This is a genomic window from Actinomadura physcomitrii (assembly GCF_008923205.2).
Lineage (GTDB): Bacteria > Actinomycetota > Actinomycetes > Streptosporangiales > Streptosporangiaceae > Spirillospora > Spirillospora physcomitrii.
This window is the reverse complement of the sequence record NZ_WBMS02000002.1, coordinates 262,076-281,605: the sequence shown is the minus strand read 5'-3', so window position 1 is coordinate 281,605 and position 19,530 is coordinate 262,076. Positions and strand designations below refer to the sequence as shown.

Below are 19,530 nucleotides of genomic sequence, written 5' to 3'. Positions count from 1 at the left end.
GCCATATGACTAGTGGAACCACCGGGCGGGCACAAGCCCGCCAGCGTCGCCGCCGGATCACGGTCGGTGCACGCCGTCGACCCCGTTCAGCCGTTACCGGGGAAAATGCGGCGCCGGCAATGCGCTATTCGGACGCGAAATATTCAGGATGATCATCCGGGGCGTCCACGGAATGAGACGGTGATGCATCTCACAGCACATTTGGAATGGTCCAAGATTGTGGGCAAATGAAAGATCAGGCGGGTTCCTGCTCGCGGAGCCGCTGGCTCACGACCTGGGTGACGCCGTCGCCGCGCATGCTGACGCCGTAGAGCGCGTCGGCGCCCTCCATCGTGCGCTTCTGGTGGGTGATGACGATGAGCTGGGACGACTCGCGCAGCTCCTCGAACACCGTGATCAGCCGCTGGGTGTTGGTGTCGTCCAGCGCGGCCTCGACCTCGTCCAGCACGTAGAACGGGGACGGGCGGGCCTTGAACACCGCGACCAGGAACGCGATCGCGACCAGCGACCGCTCGCCGCCCGACAGCAGCGACAGCCGCTTCACCTTCTTGCCGGGCGGCCGCGCCGCGACCTCGACGCCGGTGGCGAGCATGTCCTCCGGCTCGGTCAGCGACAGGCTGCCCTCGCCGCCGGGGAACAGCCGCGCGAAGATCCGCTCGAACTCGCGGGCGGTGTCGTCGTAGGCGGCGGCGAACACCTGCTGCACCCGGTCGTCGACCTCCTTGACCAGGGCGAGCAGCTCCCGCTGCGTCTTCTTCAGGTCGTCGAGCTGGGAGGTGAGGAACGCGTGCCGCTCCTCCAGCGCCGCGAACTCCTCCAGCGCGAGCGGGTTGACCTTGCCGAGCTGGTTGAGCTGGCGTTCGGCGGCCTTGGCGCGCTTCTCCTGCACGGCCCGCACGTACGGGGCGGGCTCGGCGTCCTCCCCCTTGTCGGGGTCGGGCGGGACGGGCTGGTCGGGCCCGTACTCGCCGACGAGCGACTCGACCTCCAGGCCGAACTCCTCCAGCGCGCGCTGCTCGAGCTGCTCGAGGCGCAGCCGCTGCTCGGCGCGCGCGACCTCGTTGCCGTGCACGACGTTGACGAGGCGTTCCAGCGTGCCCGACAGCTCCCGGACCTGGGTGCGGACGACCTTCAGCTCGGCCTCGCGGGCCGCCTTGGCCTGCTCGGCGGCCTCGCGCTGCCGGACGGCGGCGGCCAGCGACAGCTCGATCCGGTCGAGTGCGGTGCGCGCGCCCTTGAGGACGGCCTTGGCGGTCCTCGCCTGGAGCTCGCGGCGGGCGCGGCGCTCGGCGGCGCGGGCGCGCTCCTCGCGCTCGCGGCGGGCGCCGCGCTCCAGCGCGTCGGCGCGGCCGGTGATGGCCTGGACGCGCTCCTCGGCGGTCCGGACGGCGAGCCGCGCCTCCATCTCCGCCGAGCGCAGCACCCGGCAGCGTTCGGCGAGCTCGTCGCGGGCCTCGGTGTCGTGCCCGGCGTCGTCGGCGACCTCGGCGGCCTCCTCCGCCTCGGCGAGCCGCATCGCCAGCTCCTCGGCGGCCTCGGTGTCGCGCTCCAGCGACTCGTTCGCCGCGTCGAGCGCCTTGGTGAGCCGCTCGGCCTCGCCGCGCGCGGCGCGCACGTCGGCCTCCAGCCGGGCGGCGCGCTTGGCCTCCTGCGCCGCCTGCGCGTCGAACTCGCGGAGCCGCGCGCGGACCCGGTCGAGATCGGACTGCGCCTGGTTCACCCCGTTCTGCGCCTGGTTCGCGGCGGCCTGCGCCGCGTCCAGCGCCGCCTGCGCGGACTGCTCGGCCTCCGCCGCCGCGGTGAGCTCCTCCGCGGCGGTCTCCGCCGCGGTCTCGGCGGCGGCGAGGTCCTCGGTGGCCTGGTCGAGGGTGGCGCGCATCTGCAGCAGGCTCTGCCCGCCGCCGGCGGCGCCGCCCTGCGCCCAGTGCGCGCCGACGAGGTCGCCGTCGCGGGTGACGGCGCGCAGCGCGGGCTCGCGGCGGACGAGCGCCGCCGCGGCGGGGACGTCGTCGACCACGGCGACGCCGCTCAGCAGGTGCTCCAGCGCGGGACGCACCGCGTCCGGCACGGTCACCGCGTCGGCGGCGTAGTCGACGCCCGGCACCCGCTCGGACCCGCCGGGGGCTCCCCCGCCGACGAGCAGGCCGGCGCGGCCCGCGTCCCGGGACCGCAGCAGCGTCAGCGCCGCCTCCGCGGTGTCGAGCGACCCGACCGCGATGGCCTGGGCCGCGTCGCCCAGCGCGGCGGCCACCGCCGTCTCGTAGCCGGGCCGGACGGCCAGCAGCGAGGCGACCGTGCCGAGCACGCCCTCGACCGAGCCGTCGGCACCGGCCGCGAGCAGCGCCTCGCCGCCGTCGGCGGCGCTGGCCAGGGTCAGGTTCAGCGCCTCGATCCGCGCCTGCAGCGCGGTGGCCTGCTTCTGCGCGGCCTGGTCGGCGGTCCGCGCGGCGGCGACGGCGGAGCGGGCCTCCCGCAGCGCGCGGCGCGGCCCGTCGACGGCGGCGCGGGCGGCCTCGGCGGCGTCCTTGGCGGTGGCGAGCGCCTCCTGCGCCGCCTCGTGCTCGGCGGCGAGGGCCGGGTCCTCGACGACCTCGGCCTCGAACGCCTCGAACTCGGCCTGCGCGGTCTCGGCGCGCTGCGCGGCCTCGTCCCGGGCGTCCGCGAGCCGGCCGATCTCCGAGCGGCCCGCCTGCGCCTTGCTGCGCAGCGCCTCGACCCGGCCGCGCAGCCGGGCCAGCTCCTCGCGGCGGTCGGCGGCGGCGCGGGCGGCGGCCTGCAGCCGGCGCTCCTCGGCGGCGAGCGCCTCCTCGGCGCCGGTGCGCTGCTCGACCGCGTCGGCCAGCCCGTCCTGCGCCTCGTCGAGCGCGGCGCGGAGCATCTCCTCCTGCTCGCGGATCTCGGCGGCCTCGCGCTCCATGTCCTCGGGGTCGCGCCCGCGGCGCTCCTCCTCGCGCGCCTCGGCGGCGTTGCGGTGCCGCTCGCCGGCGAGGTCGCCGACGCCGCGCAGCCGCTCCTTCAGCGCCGACAGCCGGAACCAGGTGTCCTGCACCTGGGCGAGCTTCGGCGCCTGCTCGGCCTCCTCGGCCTCCAGCACCGCCTCGCGCTCCTGCGCCTCGCCGAGGGCCCGCTCGGTCTCCGCGCGGCGCTCCCGGATCGCCGCCTCGTCGGCGGCCTCCTGCTCCAGCTTCGTGCGCAGGGTGACCAGGTCGTCGGCCAGCAGCCGCAGCCGCGCGTCGCGCAGGTCGGCCTGGATGACGGCGGCACGGCGGGCGATCTCGGCCTGCTTGCCGAGCGGCTTGAGCTGGCGGCGCAGCTCGGTGGTGAGGTCCTGGACGCGGGTCAGGTTCGCCTGCATCGCGTCCAGCTTGCGCAGCGCCTTCTCCTTGCGCTTGCGGTGCTTGAGGACGCCGGCGGCCTCCTCGATCACCGCGCGGCGGCCCTCCGGGCCGGAGTGCAGGACGCGGTCGAGCTGCCCCTGCCCGATGATCACGTGCATCTCGCGGCCGATGCCGGAGTCCGACAGCAGCTCCTGGATGTCGAGCAGCCGGCACGAGTCGCCGTTGATGGCGTACTCGCTGGACCCGGACCGGAACATCAGCCGGCTGATCGTGACCTCGGTGTAGTCGATCGGCAGCGCCCCGTCGGCGTTGTCGATCGTCAGCACCACCTCGGCGCGGCCGAGCGGCGCCCGGTTCGCGGTGCCGGCGAAGATGACGTCCTCCATCTTGCCGCCGCGCAGCGACTTGGCGCCCTGCTCGCCCATCACCCAGGCCAGCGCGTCCACCACGTTGGACTTGCCCGACCCGTTGGGGCCGACGACGGCGGTGATGCCCGGCTCGAACTTCAGCGTCGTGGAGGACGCGAAGGACTTGAAGCCGCGCAGCGTCAGGGTCTTCAGGTACACGCGCCCGCCGTCCTCCTCCTGCGCTGCCGGCTCCGGGAATCCGAACGAACGATACCGGCCGCGGGCGGTGCGAGCACGGCACCCGCACGGATGGGAGGCGGATTCGGGGCACGGTCCGGTACGCCGGACGGATGCCCGTTAATACGGCGAATGCCGCAAAGGCCCTGAACTCGGTCAGACCAAAACTCTACGGAGGTTTGACCGGAGATCGACCGCCCGGCGGCATGCGGTGACGCCCATCACCGGGTGGGGTGGGCAAAACAGAAGGGACGCCTGGTGACGGCGTCCCCTGTCCACTTCAAGAAAAAGGCGCCGATCAGGTCAGCGCCGGTTCACGGTCCTTCACCGCGAGCGACATCACGTCGTCGTCCGTCGCCGTCGCAAGCGCGTCGTTCTCCGCCTGAAGCCGTACGAGCTCGGCTTCCAGGTCCCGTACGCGCTGCTGCAGGCGCCGCATCTCCGCGACCATCCGGGGGTCGGGACCGCCGACGTGGCCGAGTAGAGCCTTCGCCATGACTAAGGGTCCTCCACGCTGAGTAACCAGCAGGGATCGCGCACGAGAAGCTACTCAAGTCGGTGCGCGTATCGTCTAGAGTCGCACCGGCCGGTGTCCTGGTCAAGACGCACATCACAGGCCGGTAACAACCTTCCTCTACTAGTTTAGCAGGTAAAAGCCGGAACCCCCTACCCGGTCACCGTTCCAGGAAGCCGGCGGCCTCGCCGCGCGACTCGCTCCATCGCGACGCCACGCCGGCCACCTTCCCCGGCCGGCCGGGGACGCCGCCGGGCGCATCGCCCTCCAGCATCTCCAGCAGCCGCTCGCACCGCCCGCGCGGCCCCTCGGCGACGACCTCCACGCGCCCGTCGCTCAGGTTCGTCGCGCTGCCGGCGAGTCCGAGCTCCAGCGCCCGCGCCCGCACCCACCAGCGGAAACCCACGCCCTGCACCCGGCCCCGGACCCACGCGGTCAGCCGCACCGTCTCCTGCCCGGTCTCCTGCCCGGTCTCCTGCCCGGTGTTCTGCTCCGCCTCGCCCATCGGCCCCCCTCGTTCGTGAACCCGGGCAGCCTAATAGCGCGCGCGCCGGGGCTTCGGCTGGCACACCGGGCAGCTGTAGGACGAACGGTTCATGAACTCGTCCCGCCGGATCGGCGTGCCGCACCGGCCGCACGGCTCGCCGCGCCGCCCGTACGCCTCCAGCGACCGCTCGAAGTAGCCGCTCTCCCCGTTCACGTTGACGTACAGGCTGTCGAACGAGGTACCGCCGACCGCCAGGGCCGCGCCCATGACCTCTCTCGCGGCCTCCAGCACGCGCGCGGCCTCGGCGCGGGTCATCGTCTCGGTCGGCCGCGCCCAGTGCAGCCGCGCCCGCCACAGCGCCTCGTCGGCGTAGATGTTGCCGACCCCGCTGATGAGGGACTGGTCGAGCAGCGCCCGCTTGATGCCGGTCTTGCGGCGGCGCAGCGCGCGGTAGAACGCCTCCGCGTCGAACGCGTCCTCCAGCGGGTCGGCCGCGATGTGCACGATCGGCTCGGGGACGAGCTCGGCGGCGTCGAACGCGTCCGGCACGAGGTCGGTCACCATCAGGTGCCCGAACGTCCGCTGGTCGACGAACCGCAGGTCGTGGCCGCCGTCGTCGAAGACCAGCCGGACCCGCAGGTGCTTCTCGCGCTCCCGGTCCGGCTCGCCGACCAGCAGCTGACCGCTCATTCCGAGGTGGGCGAGCAGCGCCTCCCCCGGCTCCCCCGGCTCGCCCGCCGCCTCGGCGCGCAGCGGCAGCCACAGGTACTTGCCGCGGCGGCGCGGGGCCAGGACGGTCCGGGCGGCGAGCCGCCCGGCGAAGTCCGCCGGGCCGGCCTCGTGCCGGCGGACCGACCGCGGGTGCAGCACCTCGGCCGCCGCGATCGTCCGGCCCGCCGTCCACCGCTCCAGGCCGCGCCGGACGACCTCGACCTCGGGAAGCTCAGGCACCGGCGAGCCCGGCCGGACGCGATCCGTCCTGCCCCGCCTGGGCCTGTGCGGGCTCGGCGGCGCCCGCCTGCTCCCCCGCCTGCTCGGCCGCCTCCCGCCGCACGACGATCTCGCGGATCGCGTTCCAGGCGGCCTCGGCGGCGTGCTGCTCGGCCTCCTTCTTGCTGCGGCCCTCACCGGAGCCGTAGGTCGTCCCGCCGACCCGCACCGACGCCCGGAACGTCTTCTGGTGGTCGGGGCCGCTCTCGGCGACGTGGTACTCGGGGACGCCCAGCTCCTCGACCGCCGTCAGCTCCTGCAGCGAGGTCTTCCAGTCGAGGCCGGCGCCGAGCCCCGCCGACCGGGTGATCAGCGCGTCGAACAGCCGGTGCACCAGCGCGGACGCCTCGTCCAGGCCGCGGTCGAGGTAGACGGCGCCGATCAGCGCCTCCAGGGTGTCGGCGAGGATCGAGGACTTGTCGCGGCCGCCGGTGCCCTCCTCGCCGCGGCCGAGCCGGATGTGCGCGCCGACGCCGAGCGCGCGCGCGACGCCCGCCAGCGCCCGCATGTTCACCACGGCGGCGCGCAGCTTGGCGAGCTGTCCCTCCGGCCGGTCCGGGTGGCCGCGGAACAGGGTGTCGGTGACGACCAGGCCGAGCACCGAGTCCCCGAGGAACTCCAGGCGCTCGTTGGTGGGCAGGCCGCCGTTCTCGTAGGCGTACGAACGGTGCGTCAGCGCGCGCTCCAGCAGATCGGCGGTGACCTCCACGCCGAGGGCGGCGGTCAGCTCCGCGCGGTCGGGAGCGGGATCGGACGACTTCTTGCTCACAGGCCCTCCTCGCAGGCCGGGCACCGCGCGCAGGGCGCGGTCGCCGCAGTGGCGCGGCGGCCGGGGAGGCCGCGACGGCGAGCAAGCACGACGCGTTTCCGGGTGGCCCCGGAAGGACGCCGTCCGCGAAGACGAGGTGCGCGCCGGTCGGTTGGATCCCGGCGTGCACCACGGCTCCGGGCGCAGGGTCCGCGCCGCTCACCACGCCGACGTCACGCGCCGGGGTGGTCGGGGTTGCCGCGCATCCGCGAGGGGCGGGCGCCGGCGCCGCGCCGCGGGGCGCGCCGCCGGCGGATCCGCCCCCCGGGATGCGAAAAGGCTCAGGCCGACGGGGCGATGACCTGCCGCCGGTCGTAGGTGCCGCACGTCGCGCACGCGGTGTGGGGCAGCTTCTTGTCACGGCACGTCGGGCACTCGACGAGGGTCGGCGCGGTGGCCTTCCACTGCGAGCGCCGGTGCCGCGTGTTGCTGCGCGACTTCTTCCGCTTCGGGACGGCCACGTCAGCCCTCCTGCTTTCCTTGTTGGTCGACTGATCCACGGGGACCGGAGTCCCCGCGTCCCCCCTCGGGAGGCTCCGGCGACAGTTCGCCGGCGAGGTCCTGCAGCGCCGCCCAGCGCGGGTCGGCGACGTCGTGGTGGTGATCCGGGTCGTCCGCCAGCCGTGCGCCGCACTCCGCGCACAGCCCGGGACAGTCGTCCCGGCACAGCGGCGAGAGCGGCAGCGCGAGCAGCACCGCGTCCCTGAGCACCGGTTCGAGGTCGATCAGATCGTCCTCGAGGCGGAGCTCGTCGTCCTCGGCGTTCCCGCCAGAGCGGGTGTCAGGATAGACGAAGAGCTCCTGGAAGTCCGCCTCGAAGGTCGAGGCGATCGGGTCGAGGCAGCGGGCGCACTCCCCCTCGAGGGGGACCGTCGCCGTGCCCGTGACGAGCACCCCCTCCAGCACCGCCTCGAGCCGGAGGTCCAGCTCGATCGCGGCACCCTCGGGGACGCCCACCATCTCGACGCCGAAGTCCTCCGGAGCCGGCACGGACAGGCGCATCTCCCGCGACGACCCGGGTTGCCTGCTGAGAGCTCGGGTGTCGAGCACGAGCGGGGCGTTGGGATCGAGGCGAGTCAGCGGAGTCCTGCTTTCGTGAGGCATGGCGAACTACGGCCGCCGTGATGGCCGATGTCCCAGGGTACCGAACACCGGCCGATGCCCCAACTCGCGGCCCCGCTCCGCCGATGCCCCCGTCAGTGTCGTGGTGGGGGAACGACCCCCCCACACCCCCCGGCAAGAGCCGCCTGACCGACGCCCTCCGCTCCGCTCCGGGCGCCGGTCAGGCCTGCTGCTGCAGCCGCTCCACCAGGCGGTCGTGCACGATGTCGGGGACGAGGCCGGAGATGTCGCCGCCGAACTTCACGACCTCCTTCATCAGGCTGGAGGACAGGAAGGCGTACTCGGGGTTCGTGGCCATGAACAGCGTCTCCACGCCCGCGATGCGGTGGTTCATCTGGGCCATCTGCAGCTCGTACTCGTAGTCGCTGACCGCCCGCAGCCCGCGGACGATCACCGGGATGTCCTGCTCCTTGCAGTAGTCCACGGTCAGCCCGTAGAACTTGTCCACCTTGACGTTGCCGTACTCCTTGGTCACGGCCGTGATCATGTCGGCGCGCTCGTCGACCGTGAACAGGCTCTGCTTGTTCTTGTTGATCAGGACGGCCACGACCACCTCGTCGTAGAGACGGGAGGCGCGGCTGATGATGTCGAGGTGCCCGTTGGTAACGGGGTCGAACGATCCCGGACAGACGACACGGCGCACGGCGCGAACCCCTTCGGTCCCGGTTTCTGACCTGCGGCGCGAACGTACCAAATCCGGTTCTGCCCGCTTTCACCCGGGCTGCTCGCTGCCCGGTCCGCGCACTCCGTTCCGATACTTGTCAGAGTCATCGTGGGGGGGGGACGACCCCCCACACCCCCGGCAAAAGCAGACTGACCGACACCTTCCACTCCGCTGGCGCTCCGTTCCAGGCGCCGGTCAGTCCCCCAGCGCGTCGAGGATCTTCGCGGCGATCGGGCCGGACTCGATGCCGTAGCCCTCCTTCTCGGTCATCACGGCGACCGCGTACCGCGGGTCGGTGCGGGGGCCGAAGCCGATGAACCAGCGGTCGTTGTAGGGCGCGTTCTCCACGTCCGCGGTGCCGGTCTTGCCGCCGGCCACCGAGGTGCCCTGCAGCGTCTTGCCGGTGCCCTTCGCGACGACGGCCTTCATGAGGTCCCGCATCCGGCTCGCCTGGTCGGAGGTCAGGGGCCGCGCCATGACCTTCTGATCGGCCCGCTGGACGACGGACCCGTCGGCGGCCCGCAGCCTGTCGACCAGGTACGGCTGCATGATCTTCCCGTCGTTCAGCACGGCCGCGGCGACCAGCGCCATCTGCAGCGGCGTGGCGACGGTGCTGCCCTGGCCGATCGAGCCGAGCGCGCTGAGCACCGGCTGGCCGGTCCGCGGGAACGAGCTGGGCGCGGCGGACATCCCGTCCGCGATCTCGATCCGGTCGCCGAAGCCGAACCTGCCGGCCTGCTCGTGGACGGCGGCGTTGCCGGGGCTCTGCGCGCCCATGTAGGCGAACGTGGTGTTGCAGGACTGCGCGTAGGCGTCGATCAGCGGGATCGGGTTCTGGTCGCACTCGCCGCCGATGTCGCCGGCGTCGTTGTTGATCGGCTGCCCGCCGCCCGGCGCCTGGTAGCTGCGCCCGGCGCGGACCTGCGAGTCCTCGCTCTCACCGGCGTTCAGTGCGGTGGCGGCGACGATCGTCTTGAACGTCGAGCCGGGCGGGTACACCTCGCCGGTCGCCTTGTTGAGCAGCGGCTTGAGCGGCTGGGAGTTCAGCTTGTCGAACGCGGCCTGGGCCTTGTCTCCGCTGAGGACCGAGACGTCACCGGCGTCGTAGGACGGCGTGGACGCCATCACCAGGATCGCGCCCGTCTTCGCGTCGACGGCGACGGCCGCGGCGCGGCGCGCGCCGGTGGCCTGCAGCGCCTCGTAGGCGGCGCGCTGCGCCTTCACGTTGATCGTGGCCTCGACGGTCCCGCCGGGGACGCGCTTGCCGATCAGCTTGTCGATCAGGCTGGTGGTGGCGAGCCGCGCGTCGCTGCCGTCCAGGAAGTGGTTCTCCGCGCCTTCGAGCCCGGTCTCGGCGAACGGCGAGAAGTATCCCGTGATCGGGGAGAAGACCTTGCTGTCGGTGTAGTGCCGCTGGTAGGTCCTGCCGTCCGAGGTGAGCTCCGACCAGGCCAGCCGCTGCCCGTCGGCGACGATGGGGCCGCGCTCGACCAGGTCGCGATCCTGCAGGCGGCGCGCGTTGAGGCTGCTGTCCCGCAGGTCCTGCGCCTCGAAGCCCTGCACGTAGGTGACGTTGGCGAGCAGGGCCACCGTCATCGCCAGCGCGATCACCCAGGTGAACGCCAAGGCCCGGTCGATCCCCCGTTTCATGCCTTCGCACCTACCCGGCGCTCGCCGGGCGACGCGTCACCGCGATCGGCTCGCAGGTATCTCTCGGCCGGCGTCCAGCGGGCGTTCAGGCGCCGAGCGCCCGGCCGTACCAGAACACGGCCTCGCCGTAGCGCCGGTCCCGCTCCCCCTGGTACCCGTCCGGCCAGACCAGGTCATCGCCGCGGACGGACCGCTCGACGACGACCAGCGCGTCCGGGGCCGTCCAGCCGTTGTCGCGCAGGTCCTCCAGCAGGCCGGTGACGGCCGCGTCGGAGTGCGCGTAAGGCGGGTCGGCGAAGACCAGGTCGTACGGTTCGTCCGGCGCGGTGCGGACGAGCCGCTCCACCTTGTCCCCCGTCGGGACGGCGCCGGGCAGCCCGAGCGCCCGGGCGTTCTGCCGGATCACCTTCAGCGCCCGCGGGTGCGACTCGACGAGCAGGGCGTGCGCCGCGCCGCGCGACAGGGCCTCCAGCCCGACCGCGCCGGACCCGGCGTACAGGTCGGCGACGCGCAGCCCGTCCAGCGGGCCGAGCAGCGCCTGCACGGTGGAGAACAGGCCCTCCCGCGCCCGGTCGCTCGTCGGCCTGGTGTCCCGTCCGGGCGGGACGGCCAGCCGCCGTCCCCCCGCGCTCCCCGCGATGACCCTGGTCATCGATCCAGTTTCGCAGGGGCGCGGACCTCGACCGGACGTCCTGACCCGCTCGACCGCCGCCGGTCGTTGCGGAAGGTGCACAAACGACCACTGACACTGTTGTGAACCATTTCCCAAATACCCGGATCCCGGTTCACCTCGACTACCTGACGTGTAAACGTGCTCGCAGGTTGTGCAACCAGTTACCCTTCCCCTCAGGAGCACTCGTGCACCACGGTAGGAGAATCGCGGTGACGGCCGGAGCGACGGTTCTCGGCATCACCGCAATGAGCGGCGTGTCGAACGCCGACACGTCCGGACCCCCCGCCGATCACTCCCCCTTCCGGCTCGCGTCGGCCGGGGCCCATCCGCTCAAGACCAGCAAGCAAGCGGCCCATCCCGCCAAGCACCGTCCTCGTGTGAAGAGCGGTGCGCACAAGGTGAAGATCAAGCGCGCCAAGCCGGCCGCGAAACCGGTCGCGAAGGCGAAGCCCTCCGCGAAGGCGCCCGCGCTGGACCTGCATCTGAACGCCACGCTCGCCTACGACCAGCGCACGAAGACCGCCAGCGCCGGCCTCGACCTGGGCGCGGGCGTCCGGACGCCGGACGGCGAGGCCGGCCTCCGGGTGCGGGCCGGCGCGAGCGTGGGCCTCGGCGACGCCACCCTCCAGGCGGGCGCACGCGTGGACGGCCACGTCAGCACGCCCGCCGGCAGCGCGAACCTGAAGGTCGCGACCGGCGGCACCCTGTCGGCGGGCCGGCAGCTCATCAGCGGCCGTACCGAACTGGGCGTCGGGCTCGCACCGGCGGGCGGCACGCCCCTGTCGGCGCACCTGAACCTCGGCGCCTGCGTCGGCGGCGGCTGCGAGCAGGCGCCCACGCCGCCCAGCCCTCCGACCCCGCCGCCGACGTCGCCGCTGCCTCCGTCACCGCCCACCCCGCCGTCGCCGCCGACGCCGCCCACGGGCCCCGGCGCCCCGCCGGTCGGCACGTCCCCGGCGCCGCCCGCGTTGCCGTCGGTTCCGCTGCTGCCGGACCTGCCGTCCGGGCACGGCGGCGGGCTCGGTTCGGGCGCCAGCGCGTCGGCGTACGTCCCGTCGAAGGGGCTGCCGTTCACCGGCACCGACGCGCTGCCCATCGCCGCGCTCGGCCTGGCGGCCATCGCGGCCGGCGGCGCGGCGATCGCCGCGACCCGCAGGCGCGCGGCGGCCCGCGAGTCCTGACCCGCGCGCACACGGTCCAGGGGCGTCCGCCGGACGCCCCTGGACCGTTCCCGTTTCAGAGCCGCTGCGCGGACGCCACCGTCCACCCGCCGCCCGAGCGGCGCAGCGTCAGCCGCTGGACCGAGATCGGGTCCTTGTCGGTGCACGCGCCCTTGCAGTCGCCGACGGCGACGAGCGCGGTCAGCGCCTGCGGCCCGTCGCCGGCGCGCACGCCCACCTCCACGGGCGTCCCCGACGCGACGGCCGGGGCCCGGTAGACGGCGCCGAGGGCCCCGCGCGCCCGCGCGCCCGGCCACGGCAGGCCGGAGGTGTCGGCGCGCTGCGACCCCGCCTTGAGCGTGTAGAGGGCGTCGAGAAGCCACCGGTTCCCCTGCCTGACCATCGTCGCGCGCATCGGGTCCGACAGCAGCCGCGGCGAGGCGTCCTCGGCGCGCACCGTCCGCTTGACGAGCGTCAGCACGGTGGCCCGGTCGGACGCCGCGCCGACGATCGCGGAGTCGACGACGTCGGTGGTCACCGACCCCTTCTTGTCCTCGAGTTCCTTGCGGTAGCCGCTCGCGGCGAGCTGCCGGTCGTAGTCGGCGCCATAGCGCGGCGTCGACGCCGCGTGCGCGGCCGCGACGTTCCGGTCGAGCGAGGAGTGGTCGAACGACAGCACCGACTCGACCGCCTGGGCGGCCGGCGCGATCGCCGCCGACGCCGCCGCGGGCGGGGCCGCCTGATCGGTGGACGCCGTGGCGGGCGCGTCCGGCGAGCCGTTCGCGAGCACGGCCCACGCCGCCCCGCCGCCCGCGAGAAGGACGAGGGGCACCGCGACGAGCGCGACGCGGCGGCCGGCGCGGCGCGGCGGGCGCGGGACCGTGTCCGGCGTCGGCGGCTCCGGGCCCGTCCCCGCCGTCGCGAACCGGTCCGGCGGAGGCGGGGTGCGCCGGTCGCCGGCGAGCTGCGCGCCGGTGGTCAGCGCGCCGCCGTCCTGCGGCAGGGCCGGGACGTCGCGGCCGATCAGGTCGAGCAGCACCTGCTGCGCCTCCGGACGCCGCGCCGGGTCCTTGGCCAGGCAGGCGCCGACGACGCCGCGCAGCGTCGCGGGCAGCGGCGACAGGTCCGGCTCGTAGTGCAGGATCCGGTTGAACACCGCGGAGATCGAGTCATTGCCGAACGGGTGCCGGCCGGTCGCCGCGAAAAGCATCGTCGCGGCCCAGGTGAACATGTCGACGCCGGTGCCGAGCTCGGCGTCGGTCACCTGCTCGGGTGCCATGTACGACGGCGTCCCGACGACGCCGCTGCCCCGCGCCGCCGCCGCGCCGATCACCCGCGCGATGCCGAAGTCGATGACGCGCGGGCCGTCCGGCCCCATCAGCACGTTCGACGGCTTGAAGTCGCGGTGCAGGATCCCCGCGCGGTGGATCGCGGCGAGCGCGGTGACCGTGCCGATCGCGAGCCGGTCCAGGTCGGTGCCGGTGCGCGGGCCGCGCTCGGTGACCAGCCCGGTCAGCGACGGGCCCGGCACGTACTCGCTGACGACGTACGGCGTCTCGGCGGACACGTCGGCGTCCACGACCTGCGCCGTGCAGAACCCGGCGACCCGCTCGATCAGCTTCAGCTCGCGCTCGAACCGCGCCCGCCACTCCGGGCTGCGGCTCAGCTGGGCGCGCAGCAGCTTGATCGCGCCGTGCAGGCCGTCGTCGCGGCGGCCCAGGTAGACGACGCTCTGCCCACCCTCGCCGAGCCGGCCGAGCAGCTCGTAGCGCCCCAGCCGCCCCGGGTCGTCCGGCCGCAGTGGGACAACGGGGCTCATCGGCTCTCCTCCGTCGCGTGGACCCGCCACGGGACACCTACCCGCGCGGGCACCGTCCGGCCCTTACCTTCCGGTACCACGTTAGACGTCGGTGATCGTCCGTGAGTTCTCAATTCCGTTGCGCTACTCCCCAGGGGGGCGACCCCCTGGAACCCCCGCCGCGGCCGGCGGACCGTTTCCCCGCTCCGCTGGCGCCCCGCGGCGAAACAGCCCACCGGCCGTCCGCGCAGGCCTTGAAGCGAGCAGGGCGCCCCACCCCAGAACGTCCCGCCCGCGGGCCCGCGTACGCCTACGCGAGCGCCCAGCGGACCTGGGTGCGCACACCCGGGTCCGGGTCGGTGAGGGATTCGGTGAGCGCCGTGACCACCTCGGGACGGTCCGCCGCCCACTGCTCGAGGGCCTGCACGGCGGCGCGCCGCACGTCGACGATCCGGTCGCCGAGGGCGATGACGAGCGGCCGGACGGCGACGTCGGCGCGGGCGCGGCCGAGCGCCCGCACGGCGCGGCGCCGCACCTGCCAGCTCGCGTGCGCGGTGGCGGTGACGACGCGCCCCTCCAGCCGTTCGGGGACGCCGAGTTCCGCCGCCGCGTCGAGCGCGGCCATCCGGACGACGGGGTCGTGGTCGGCGAGCAGGTGCTCCAGCGCGGCGAGGGCGGCGGGGCCGGGCAGCCGGGCGAGGCCCTCGGCGACGGCGACCCGCACCTCGCGGGACGGGTCGTCGGCCGCGTCGGCGACCTCGGGCACGGCGCCGAGCGCGACGAGCCCGAGCACGGCCTGCACCCGGACCTGCGGCTCGTCGTCCTGCAGGCCCTGCGCGTACAGCTCCCCGGCGCCGCGGGCGAGGATCGCGAGCAGTTCGGCGGCGGTATCGCGGACGAGCCGGTCGCGGCCGCGGGCGGCGGCGAGCCGCAGCGCGCCGATGCCGTCCTCGCCGATGTACAGCTCCGGCAGCCGGCGCAGCGCGTGGGCGGCGCGGCCGCGGACGTCGCGGTCCTCGTCGGCGAGCGCCCAGGCGAGGGTGTCGCCGGCGCCGCGCGGCGCGTCGCCGGTGCGGGCGGCGGCGGTGAGCGCGGTGACGGCGGCGGCGCGGGTGGCGGGGTCGGCGGCGCGGAGGGACTCCTCCACGTCGCCGAGCCGGGTGGTCGTCATGGTGTGGCCTCCTGGAAGCCGTCGGTCCTGGACGGGCCGGGCGGGCGCCGGGCCCCGGGCGGGATCAGCGACGGGAACACAGGGCGCTGGCGACCCGCCGCAGGTCGACGTGCAGGCGGGCGATGAGGGCCGTGTTCGGGGTCACGCGTCCATCCTGACGGCGGAGGCGCGCAAAGTCAACTTAATAGGTAGGAATTACGTCTTTTCCAGGAAGCCGGCCCGGTCCTCGTCCAGCAGCGACGCCAGCACGGTCGCCAGCCCCGGATGGTCCGACAGGTCCGGATCGGCCTCGACCAGCGACGTCGCCTCCTCGCGGGCGTCGCGGATGACGTCCTCGTCGCGCTGCAGCGTGAGCAGCCGCAGGCTCGACGCGCGGCCCGCCTGCGCCGCGCCCAGCACGTCGCCCTCGCGCCGCTGCTCCAGGTCGAGCCGCGACAGCCGGAAACCGTCGGTCGTCGAGGCCACCGCGTCCAGCCGCTCGCGCGCCTTGCTCCCCGGCTCCGCGTCGGTCACCAGCAGGCACAGCCCGTGCAGCGACCCGCGGCCGACCCGGCCGCGCAGCTGGTGCAGCTGCGACACCCCGAACCGGTCCGCGTCCATGATCACCATCACGGTCGCGTTCGGCACGTCCACGCCGACCTCGATGACCGTGGTCGCGAGCAGCACGTCCAGCTCCCGCGCGGTGAAGCGGCGCATCACCGCCTCCTTCTCGTCGGGGTGGAGCTTGCCGTGCAGCACCCCGATCCGCAGCCCGGACAGCAGCTCCTCCAGCTGCGGCAGCAGCTCCATGATGCCGAGCGGCGACCGCCGGCCCTCCTCGTCGGCGGCGACCGCGTCGCCCTCGTCGCCCTCCTTCTCCCCGATCCGCGGGCAGACGATGTAGACCTGCCGGCCCTGCCCGACCTCCTCCCGGATGCGCTCCCACGTCCGCGCGAGGAAGTTCGGCCGCTCCGGCGGCACCACGTGCGTCTGGATCTGCGAGCGCCCCGCGGGCAGCTGCCCCAGCACCGACGTCTCCAGGTCGCCGAACACCGTCATCGCCACCGTCCGCGGGATCGGCGTCGCCGTCATCACCAGCACGTGCGGCCGGCCCCCGTCGACCTTCTCGCGCAGCGCGTCCCGCTGCTCGACCCCGAACCGGTGCTGCTCGTCCACCACCACGAGCCCGAGGTCGGCGAACTGCACGGTCTCCTGCAGCAGCGCGTGCGTGCCGACGACGATCCCGGCCGTGCCGGACGCCGCGTCCAGCAGCGCCGCCTTGCGCGCCTTCGCGCCCTGCGACCCGGTCAGCAGCGCCACCCGCGTCGCGTGCTCGGCGCCGCCGATCTGCCCGGCCTGCGCCAGGTCGCCGAGCATCCCCGTGATCGACCGGTAGTGCTGCTGCGCGAGCACCTCGGTCGGCGCCAGCAGCGCCGCCTGCCCGCCCCCGTCCACCACCTGCAGCATCGCCCGCAACGCGACCACGGTCTTTCCGCTTCCGACGTCGCCCTGCAGGAGGCGGTGCATGGGGTGTTCGAGGGCCAGGTCGGCGGCGATCTCGTCGCCGACCTCGCGCTGGCCCTTGGTCAGCTCGAACGGCAGCCGCGCGTCGAACTCGGCGAGGGCGCCGCCGAACGACGGCGGGCGCGGCTTCGCCGGGAGCGCGGCGGCCGCGAGCCGGCGCTGCGCCAGCGCCACCTGGACGACGAACGCCTCGTCCCACTTCAGGCGCTTGCGGGCGCGGCCCAGCTCGTCCCAGGACTTCGGCCGGTGGATGCCCTCGTACGCCTCGCGCAGGCCGATCAGCCCGCGGCGCCGCAGCAGCGCCTCCGGCATCGGGTCGGCGGGCAGGTCGAGCTGGTCCAGGACCATCCCGACCGACTTGCCGATCGTCTCGATGTCGAGGCCCTTGGTGGACGGGTAGATCGGGATGATCTCGTCCGCCCACTCCTGCGCGGCCTGCTCGGCGGTCCGCTCCGCGACCACCTTGTACTGCGGGTGCGTGAGCTGCCGCTGAACGTTCCCGCTGCGCGGCCGGTAGGTGCTGATCTTGCCGGCGAACAGGCCGCGGGTGCCGGGCGACAGGTCCTTCTCGGGACGGTAGGAGCCCTTGCGGCCGAAGAAGCTCAGCTTCAGCTGCCCGGTGCCGTCGGTGACGGTGATCTCCAGGACGTAGCCGGGGCTGCGCGACAGCGTCCGGCCCTGCACCTTCACGACCTCCGCCATGACGGTGACGTGCTCGCCGTCCAGCAGCTCGTTCAGCGGCGTCAGCTCGCCCCGGGTGGCGTAGCGGCGCGGATAGTGGTGCAGCAGGTCGCCGGCCGTGTGCAGCTCGAGGCCCTTCTCCAGCACCTTGGCCGTCTTGTCGCCGAGAACCTTGCGCAACGGCTCGTCGAGATTCGCCACGGACTCCTTTCTAGCCCATGGCGGGGACACGAATCACTCGACTCCGATGAGCAGCGGGCACCGGCGCTGCGCCCCGTCGTAAAGGCAGACCTCCACATCGGGCCGGCCGCCGTGCAGGTGCTCCCGCAGCCCCTCGGCCAGCCCGGGCGGTGCGTCCCGCCCGGCGATCAGGGTGACGAGCTCGCCGCCGCCCGACAGCATCCGGTCCAGGACGCGCCGGGCGACCTCCGCGACGTCCGCGCCGATCGTCGCGACGTCGCCCTCGATCAGGCCGAGGACGTCGCCGGGCCGGCACAGGCCGACGCTCGTCACCGCCTCCTCCGCGGCCACCTCCAGATGCCCGAACCGGGTGGCGCCGGCGGCACGGGTCATCGCGATGACGTCGTCGCCGAAGCGGCGCAGCGGGTCGTGCACCGCCAGCGCCGCGAGTCCCTGCACGGACGCCTTCGCCGGGACCACCGCGATGCGCGCGCCGCCGTCCCGCGCGCGCTCGGCGGCGGCCTCGGCGAGCGCCAGGACCTCCGGCTCGTCCGGCAGCACCACCACCTCGTCGCCCGCCGCGAGGATCGCCTCGGCCAGCACCGCCAGCGGCGGCACCGCGCCGGGCTCGCGCCGCACGACCCGGGCGCCGGCCTCCTCGAACAGCACGGCCAGCCCGTCGGCGGCGGTCACCGCGACCACCGCGCGTCCCGCATGCGGCTCGTGCGGCTCGCCCGCAGACGCGGCGTGCAGGTAGGCGACGCGGACGCGGTGCGGCCGCCCCGCGGCCAGGCCCGCCTCGATCGCGGCGCCCGCGTCGTCGACGTGCACGTGGACGTTCCACAGGCCGTCGCCGCCCACCACGACGAGCGAGTCGCCGAGGCCGTCGAGCGTCTCCCGCAGGCGGTGGACGGCCTCGTCCGGCGCGTCCAGCAGATACATGACCTCGTAGCCGGGGCCTTGGGGCTCGGGCCGCTCGGCGGGCGGCGGCGCCGTCCCGGCGGTGCGCGCCGGCACCTCGTAGTGCTCGGGATACTCCTCGGTGACCACGGCGGCGAGCGCGTCGAGCACCACGCACAACCCGGCCGCGCCCGCGTCCACCACGCCGCTGCGGGCCAGCACGTCGAGCTGCCCGGTCGTGCGGCGCAGCGCCCGGCGCGCCCCGCCCGCCGCCGCACGGGCCGTCTCCTCCACGCCGGCCGCGGACGCCTCCGACGCCGCCGACGCCGCCTCGGCCAGCACGCTCAGGATCGTGCCCTCGACGGGATGCTCGACCGCCGCCCTGGCCAGCACGGACGCATGCTCCAGCGCCTCCGCGAGCGCCGCGCCGCCCCGCTCCGCCGGGGCGCCGAGCACGTCGGCCATGCCGCGCAGGACCTGGCTGAGGATCACTCCGGAGTTGCCCCGCGCGCCCAGCAGCGCGGCCTGCGAGACGGCCCGCCACGCGTCCGCCTCGCGCGCGCCGGAGGGCAGGGCGTCCGCCGCGTCCGCCGCCGCGAGGACGGTGAGGTGCAGGTTCGTGCCGGTGTCGCCGTCGGGGACGGGGAAGACGTTCAGCGCGTCGATCTCCCCGCGGGTGCGGCCGAGGGCGTCCGCCGCGAGCCTGCACCACCGACGCACCGACGCCGCATCAAGGACCATCGGGCAATCTTGCAGTGCCCTCGCCGCCGGACGCCAGCGTCCTGACCGCGGCTTCGATTCGCTTAGTCAGGGGCCGTTCGGCTAGTCTGATCCGTGCGCCTCGTCCGAGGCGCGATCAGTGAGCGCCCACGAAGCCCGGCCCCGCCCGCGGCGGCGACGGGCGGCGCTCCGGTAGAGCATCGACACCACTTGGAGTTTCCCGTGGCTTCCGTCTGCGACGTCTGCGGCAAGGGACCCGGTTTCGGCATGCGCGTCTCCCACTCGCACCGCCGCACCCCGCGCCGCTGGAACCCCAACATCCAGCGCGTGCGCGCCGTCGTGAACGGCAGCACCAAGCGGATCAACGCCTGCACCTCCTGCATCAAGGCCGGCAAGGTCGTCAAGCCGACCGTCTGACCCGCAGGACGCGAGCCTGAGCCGGTTCATCGGGACTGCCCGGTGAACCGGTTTTCGCGTGCCCGGACCCTTTGACGCGCGGCGCCCGGCCGTCACGCGAGCGCGTTAGCCGGCCGGTGGAGGCGACGCCGGAGGCGAGCCTCCACCGGGAAGATCGCGAAGCGATGCCG

17 protein-coding genes are annotated in these 19,530 nt (G+C 74.4%); 2 read left to right on the top strand and 15 right to left on the bottom strand.

The window, feature by feature from the left end; genetic code table 11:
- Positions 1 to 235: 235 nt before the first annotated feature.
- The 10 genes from smc to rsmD form a co-directional block, all read right to left on the bottom strand.
- Positions 236 to 3,904, bottom strand: coding sequence for a chromosome segregation protein SMC (gene smc / locus F8568_RS03365; RefSeq protein WP_151591202.1), 3,669 nt, complete (start codon positions 3,902 to 3,904; stop codon positions 236 to 238).
- 316 nt (positions 3,905 to 4,220) lie between these two features.
- Positions 4,221 to 4,418, bottom strand: a complete 198-nt coding sequence (locus F8568_RS03360; protein ID WP_021598747.1) for a hypothetical protein — start codon at positions 4,416 to 4,418, stop codon at positions 4,221 to 4,223.
- 178 nt (positions 4,419 to 4,596) lie between these two features.
- Complete coding sequence (locus F8568_RS03355; RefSeq protein WP_151591200.1) at positions 4,597 to 4,941, bottom strand: acylphosphatase; 345 nt, start codon at positions 4,939 to 4,941, stop codon at positions 4,597 to 4,599.
- Between the two features lie 30 nt (positions 4,942 to 4,971).
- Positions 4,972 to 5,874, bottom strand: a complete 903-nt coding sequence (mutM, locus tag F8568_RS03350) for a bifunctional DNA-formamidopyrimidine glycosylase/DNA-(apurinic or apyrimidinic site) lyase (protein WP_151591198.1) — start codon at positions 5,872 to 5,874, stop codon at positions 4,972 to 4,974.
- The gene (gene rnc, locus F8568_RS03345) at positions 5,867 to 6,640 is read right to left on the bottom strand and encodes a ribonuclease III (RefSeq protein WP_236008367.1); all 774 of its coding nucleotides are present in this window, start codon (positions 6,638 to 6,640) and stop codon (positions 5,867 to 5,869) included. The genes mutM and rnc overlap by 8 nt, the downstream gene beginning before the upstream one ends.
- A gap of 362 nt (positions 6,641 to 7,002) precedes the next feature.
- Positions 7,003 to 7,182 (bottom strand): 50S ribosomal protein L32, encoded by a 180-nt coding sequence (rpmF, locus tag F8568_RS03340; RefSeq protein WP_151545395.1) that lies wholly within the window; start codon positions 7,180 to 7,182, stop codon positions 7,003 to 7,005.
- A 1-nt stretch (position 7,183) separates the two neighbouring features.
- A complete protein-coding gene (locus F8568_RS03335; protein ID WP_151591196.1) occupies positions 7,184 to 7,825 on the bottom strand; it encodes a YceD family protein in 642 nt (213 codons plus the stop codon).
- A 178-nt stretch (positions 7,826 to 8,003) separates the two neighbouring features.
- Positions 8,004 to 8,486, bottom strand: coding sequence for a pantetheine-phosphate adenylyltransferase (gene coaD / locus F8568_RS03330; protein WP_151591194.1), 483 nt, complete (start codon positions 8,484 to 8,486; stop codon positions 8,004 to 8,006).
- 216 nt (positions 8,487 to 8,702) lie between these two features.
- Positions 8,703 to 10,157 carry a penicillin-binding transpeptidase domain-containing protein gene (locus tag F8568_RS03325; RefSeq protein ID WP_151591192.1) on the bottom strand — a complete coding sequence of 485 codons (1,455 nt, stop codon included), beginning with the start codon at positions 10,155 to 10,157 and terminating at the stop codon, positions 8,703 to 8,705.
- Between the two features lie 85 nt (positions 10,158 to 10,242).
- Positions 10,243 to 10,809, bottom strand: coding sequence for a 16S rRNA (guanine(966)-N(2))-methyltransferase RsmD (gene rsmD, locus F8568_RS03320; RefSeq protein WP_151591190.1), 567 nt, complete (start codon positions 10,807 to 10,809; stop codon positions 10,243 to 10,245).
- Positions 10,810 to 11,039: 230 nt separating this feature from the next.
- On the opposite strand from rsmD, the gene F8568_RS03315 reads away from it, so the two are divergent.
- Positions 11,040 to 12,011, top strand: coding sequence for a hypothetical protein (locus F8568_RS03315; protein ID WP_151591188.1), 972 nt, complete (start codon positions 11,040 to 11,042; stop codon positions 12,009 to 12,011).
- Positions 12,012 to 12,066: 55 nt separating this feature from the next.
- Here the strand turns inward: F8568_RS03315 and F8568_RS46560 are convergent, their stop codons facing one another.
- From F8568_RS46560 to F8568_RS03295, 5 genes are all read right to left on the bottom strand, one after another.
- A complete protein-coding gene (locus tag F8568_RS46560; RefSeq protein ID WP_202124426.1) occupies positions 12,067 to 13,809 on the bottom strand; it encodes a serine/threonine protein kinase in 1,743 nt (580 codons plus the stop codon).
- A gap of 289 nt (positions 13,810 to 14,098) precedes the next feature.
- Entirely contained in the window at positions 14,099 to 14,959 is an 861-nt protein-coding gene (locus F8568_RS03305) for a HEAT repeat domain-containing protein (RefSeq protein WP_151591187.1), read from the bottom strand.
- Between the two features lie 64 nt (positions 14,960 to 15,023).
- Positions 15,024 to 15,104: a putative leader peptide gene (locus F8568_RS50920; protein ID WP_407924452.1), complete on the bottom strand. Its 81-nt coding sequence runs from the start codon at positions 15,102 to 15,104 to the stop codon at positions 15,024 to 15,026.
- A gap of 50 nt (positions 15,105 to 15,154) precedes the next feature.
- The gene (gene recG, locus F8568_RS03300; protein WP_151591185.1) at positions 15,155 to 17,344 is read right to left on the bottom strand and encodes an ATP-dependent DNA helicase RecG; all 2,190 of its coding nucleotides are present in this window, start codon (positions 17,342 to 17,344) and stop codon (positions 15,155 to 15,157) included.
- Positions 17,345 to 17,377: 33 nt separating this feature from the next.
- Complete coding sequence (locus F8568_RS03295) at positions 17,378 to 18,964, bottom strand: DAK2 domain-containing protein (RefSeq protein ID WP_151591183.1); 1,587 nt, start codon at positions 18,962 to 18,964, stop codon at positions 17,378 to 17,380.
- A gap of 201 nt (positions 18,965 to 19,165) precedes the next feature.
- Here F8568_RS03295 and rpmB point away from each other — a divergent pair, with 201 nt between their 5' ends.
- Positions 19,166 to 19,360: a 50S ribosomal protein L28 gene (gene rpmB / locus F8568_RS03290; protein ID WP_030164391.1), complete on the top strand. Its 195-nt coding sequence runs from the start codon at positions 19,166 to 19,168 to the stop codon at positions 19,358 to 19,360.
- Positions 19,361 to 19,530: the final 170 nt, after the last annotated feature.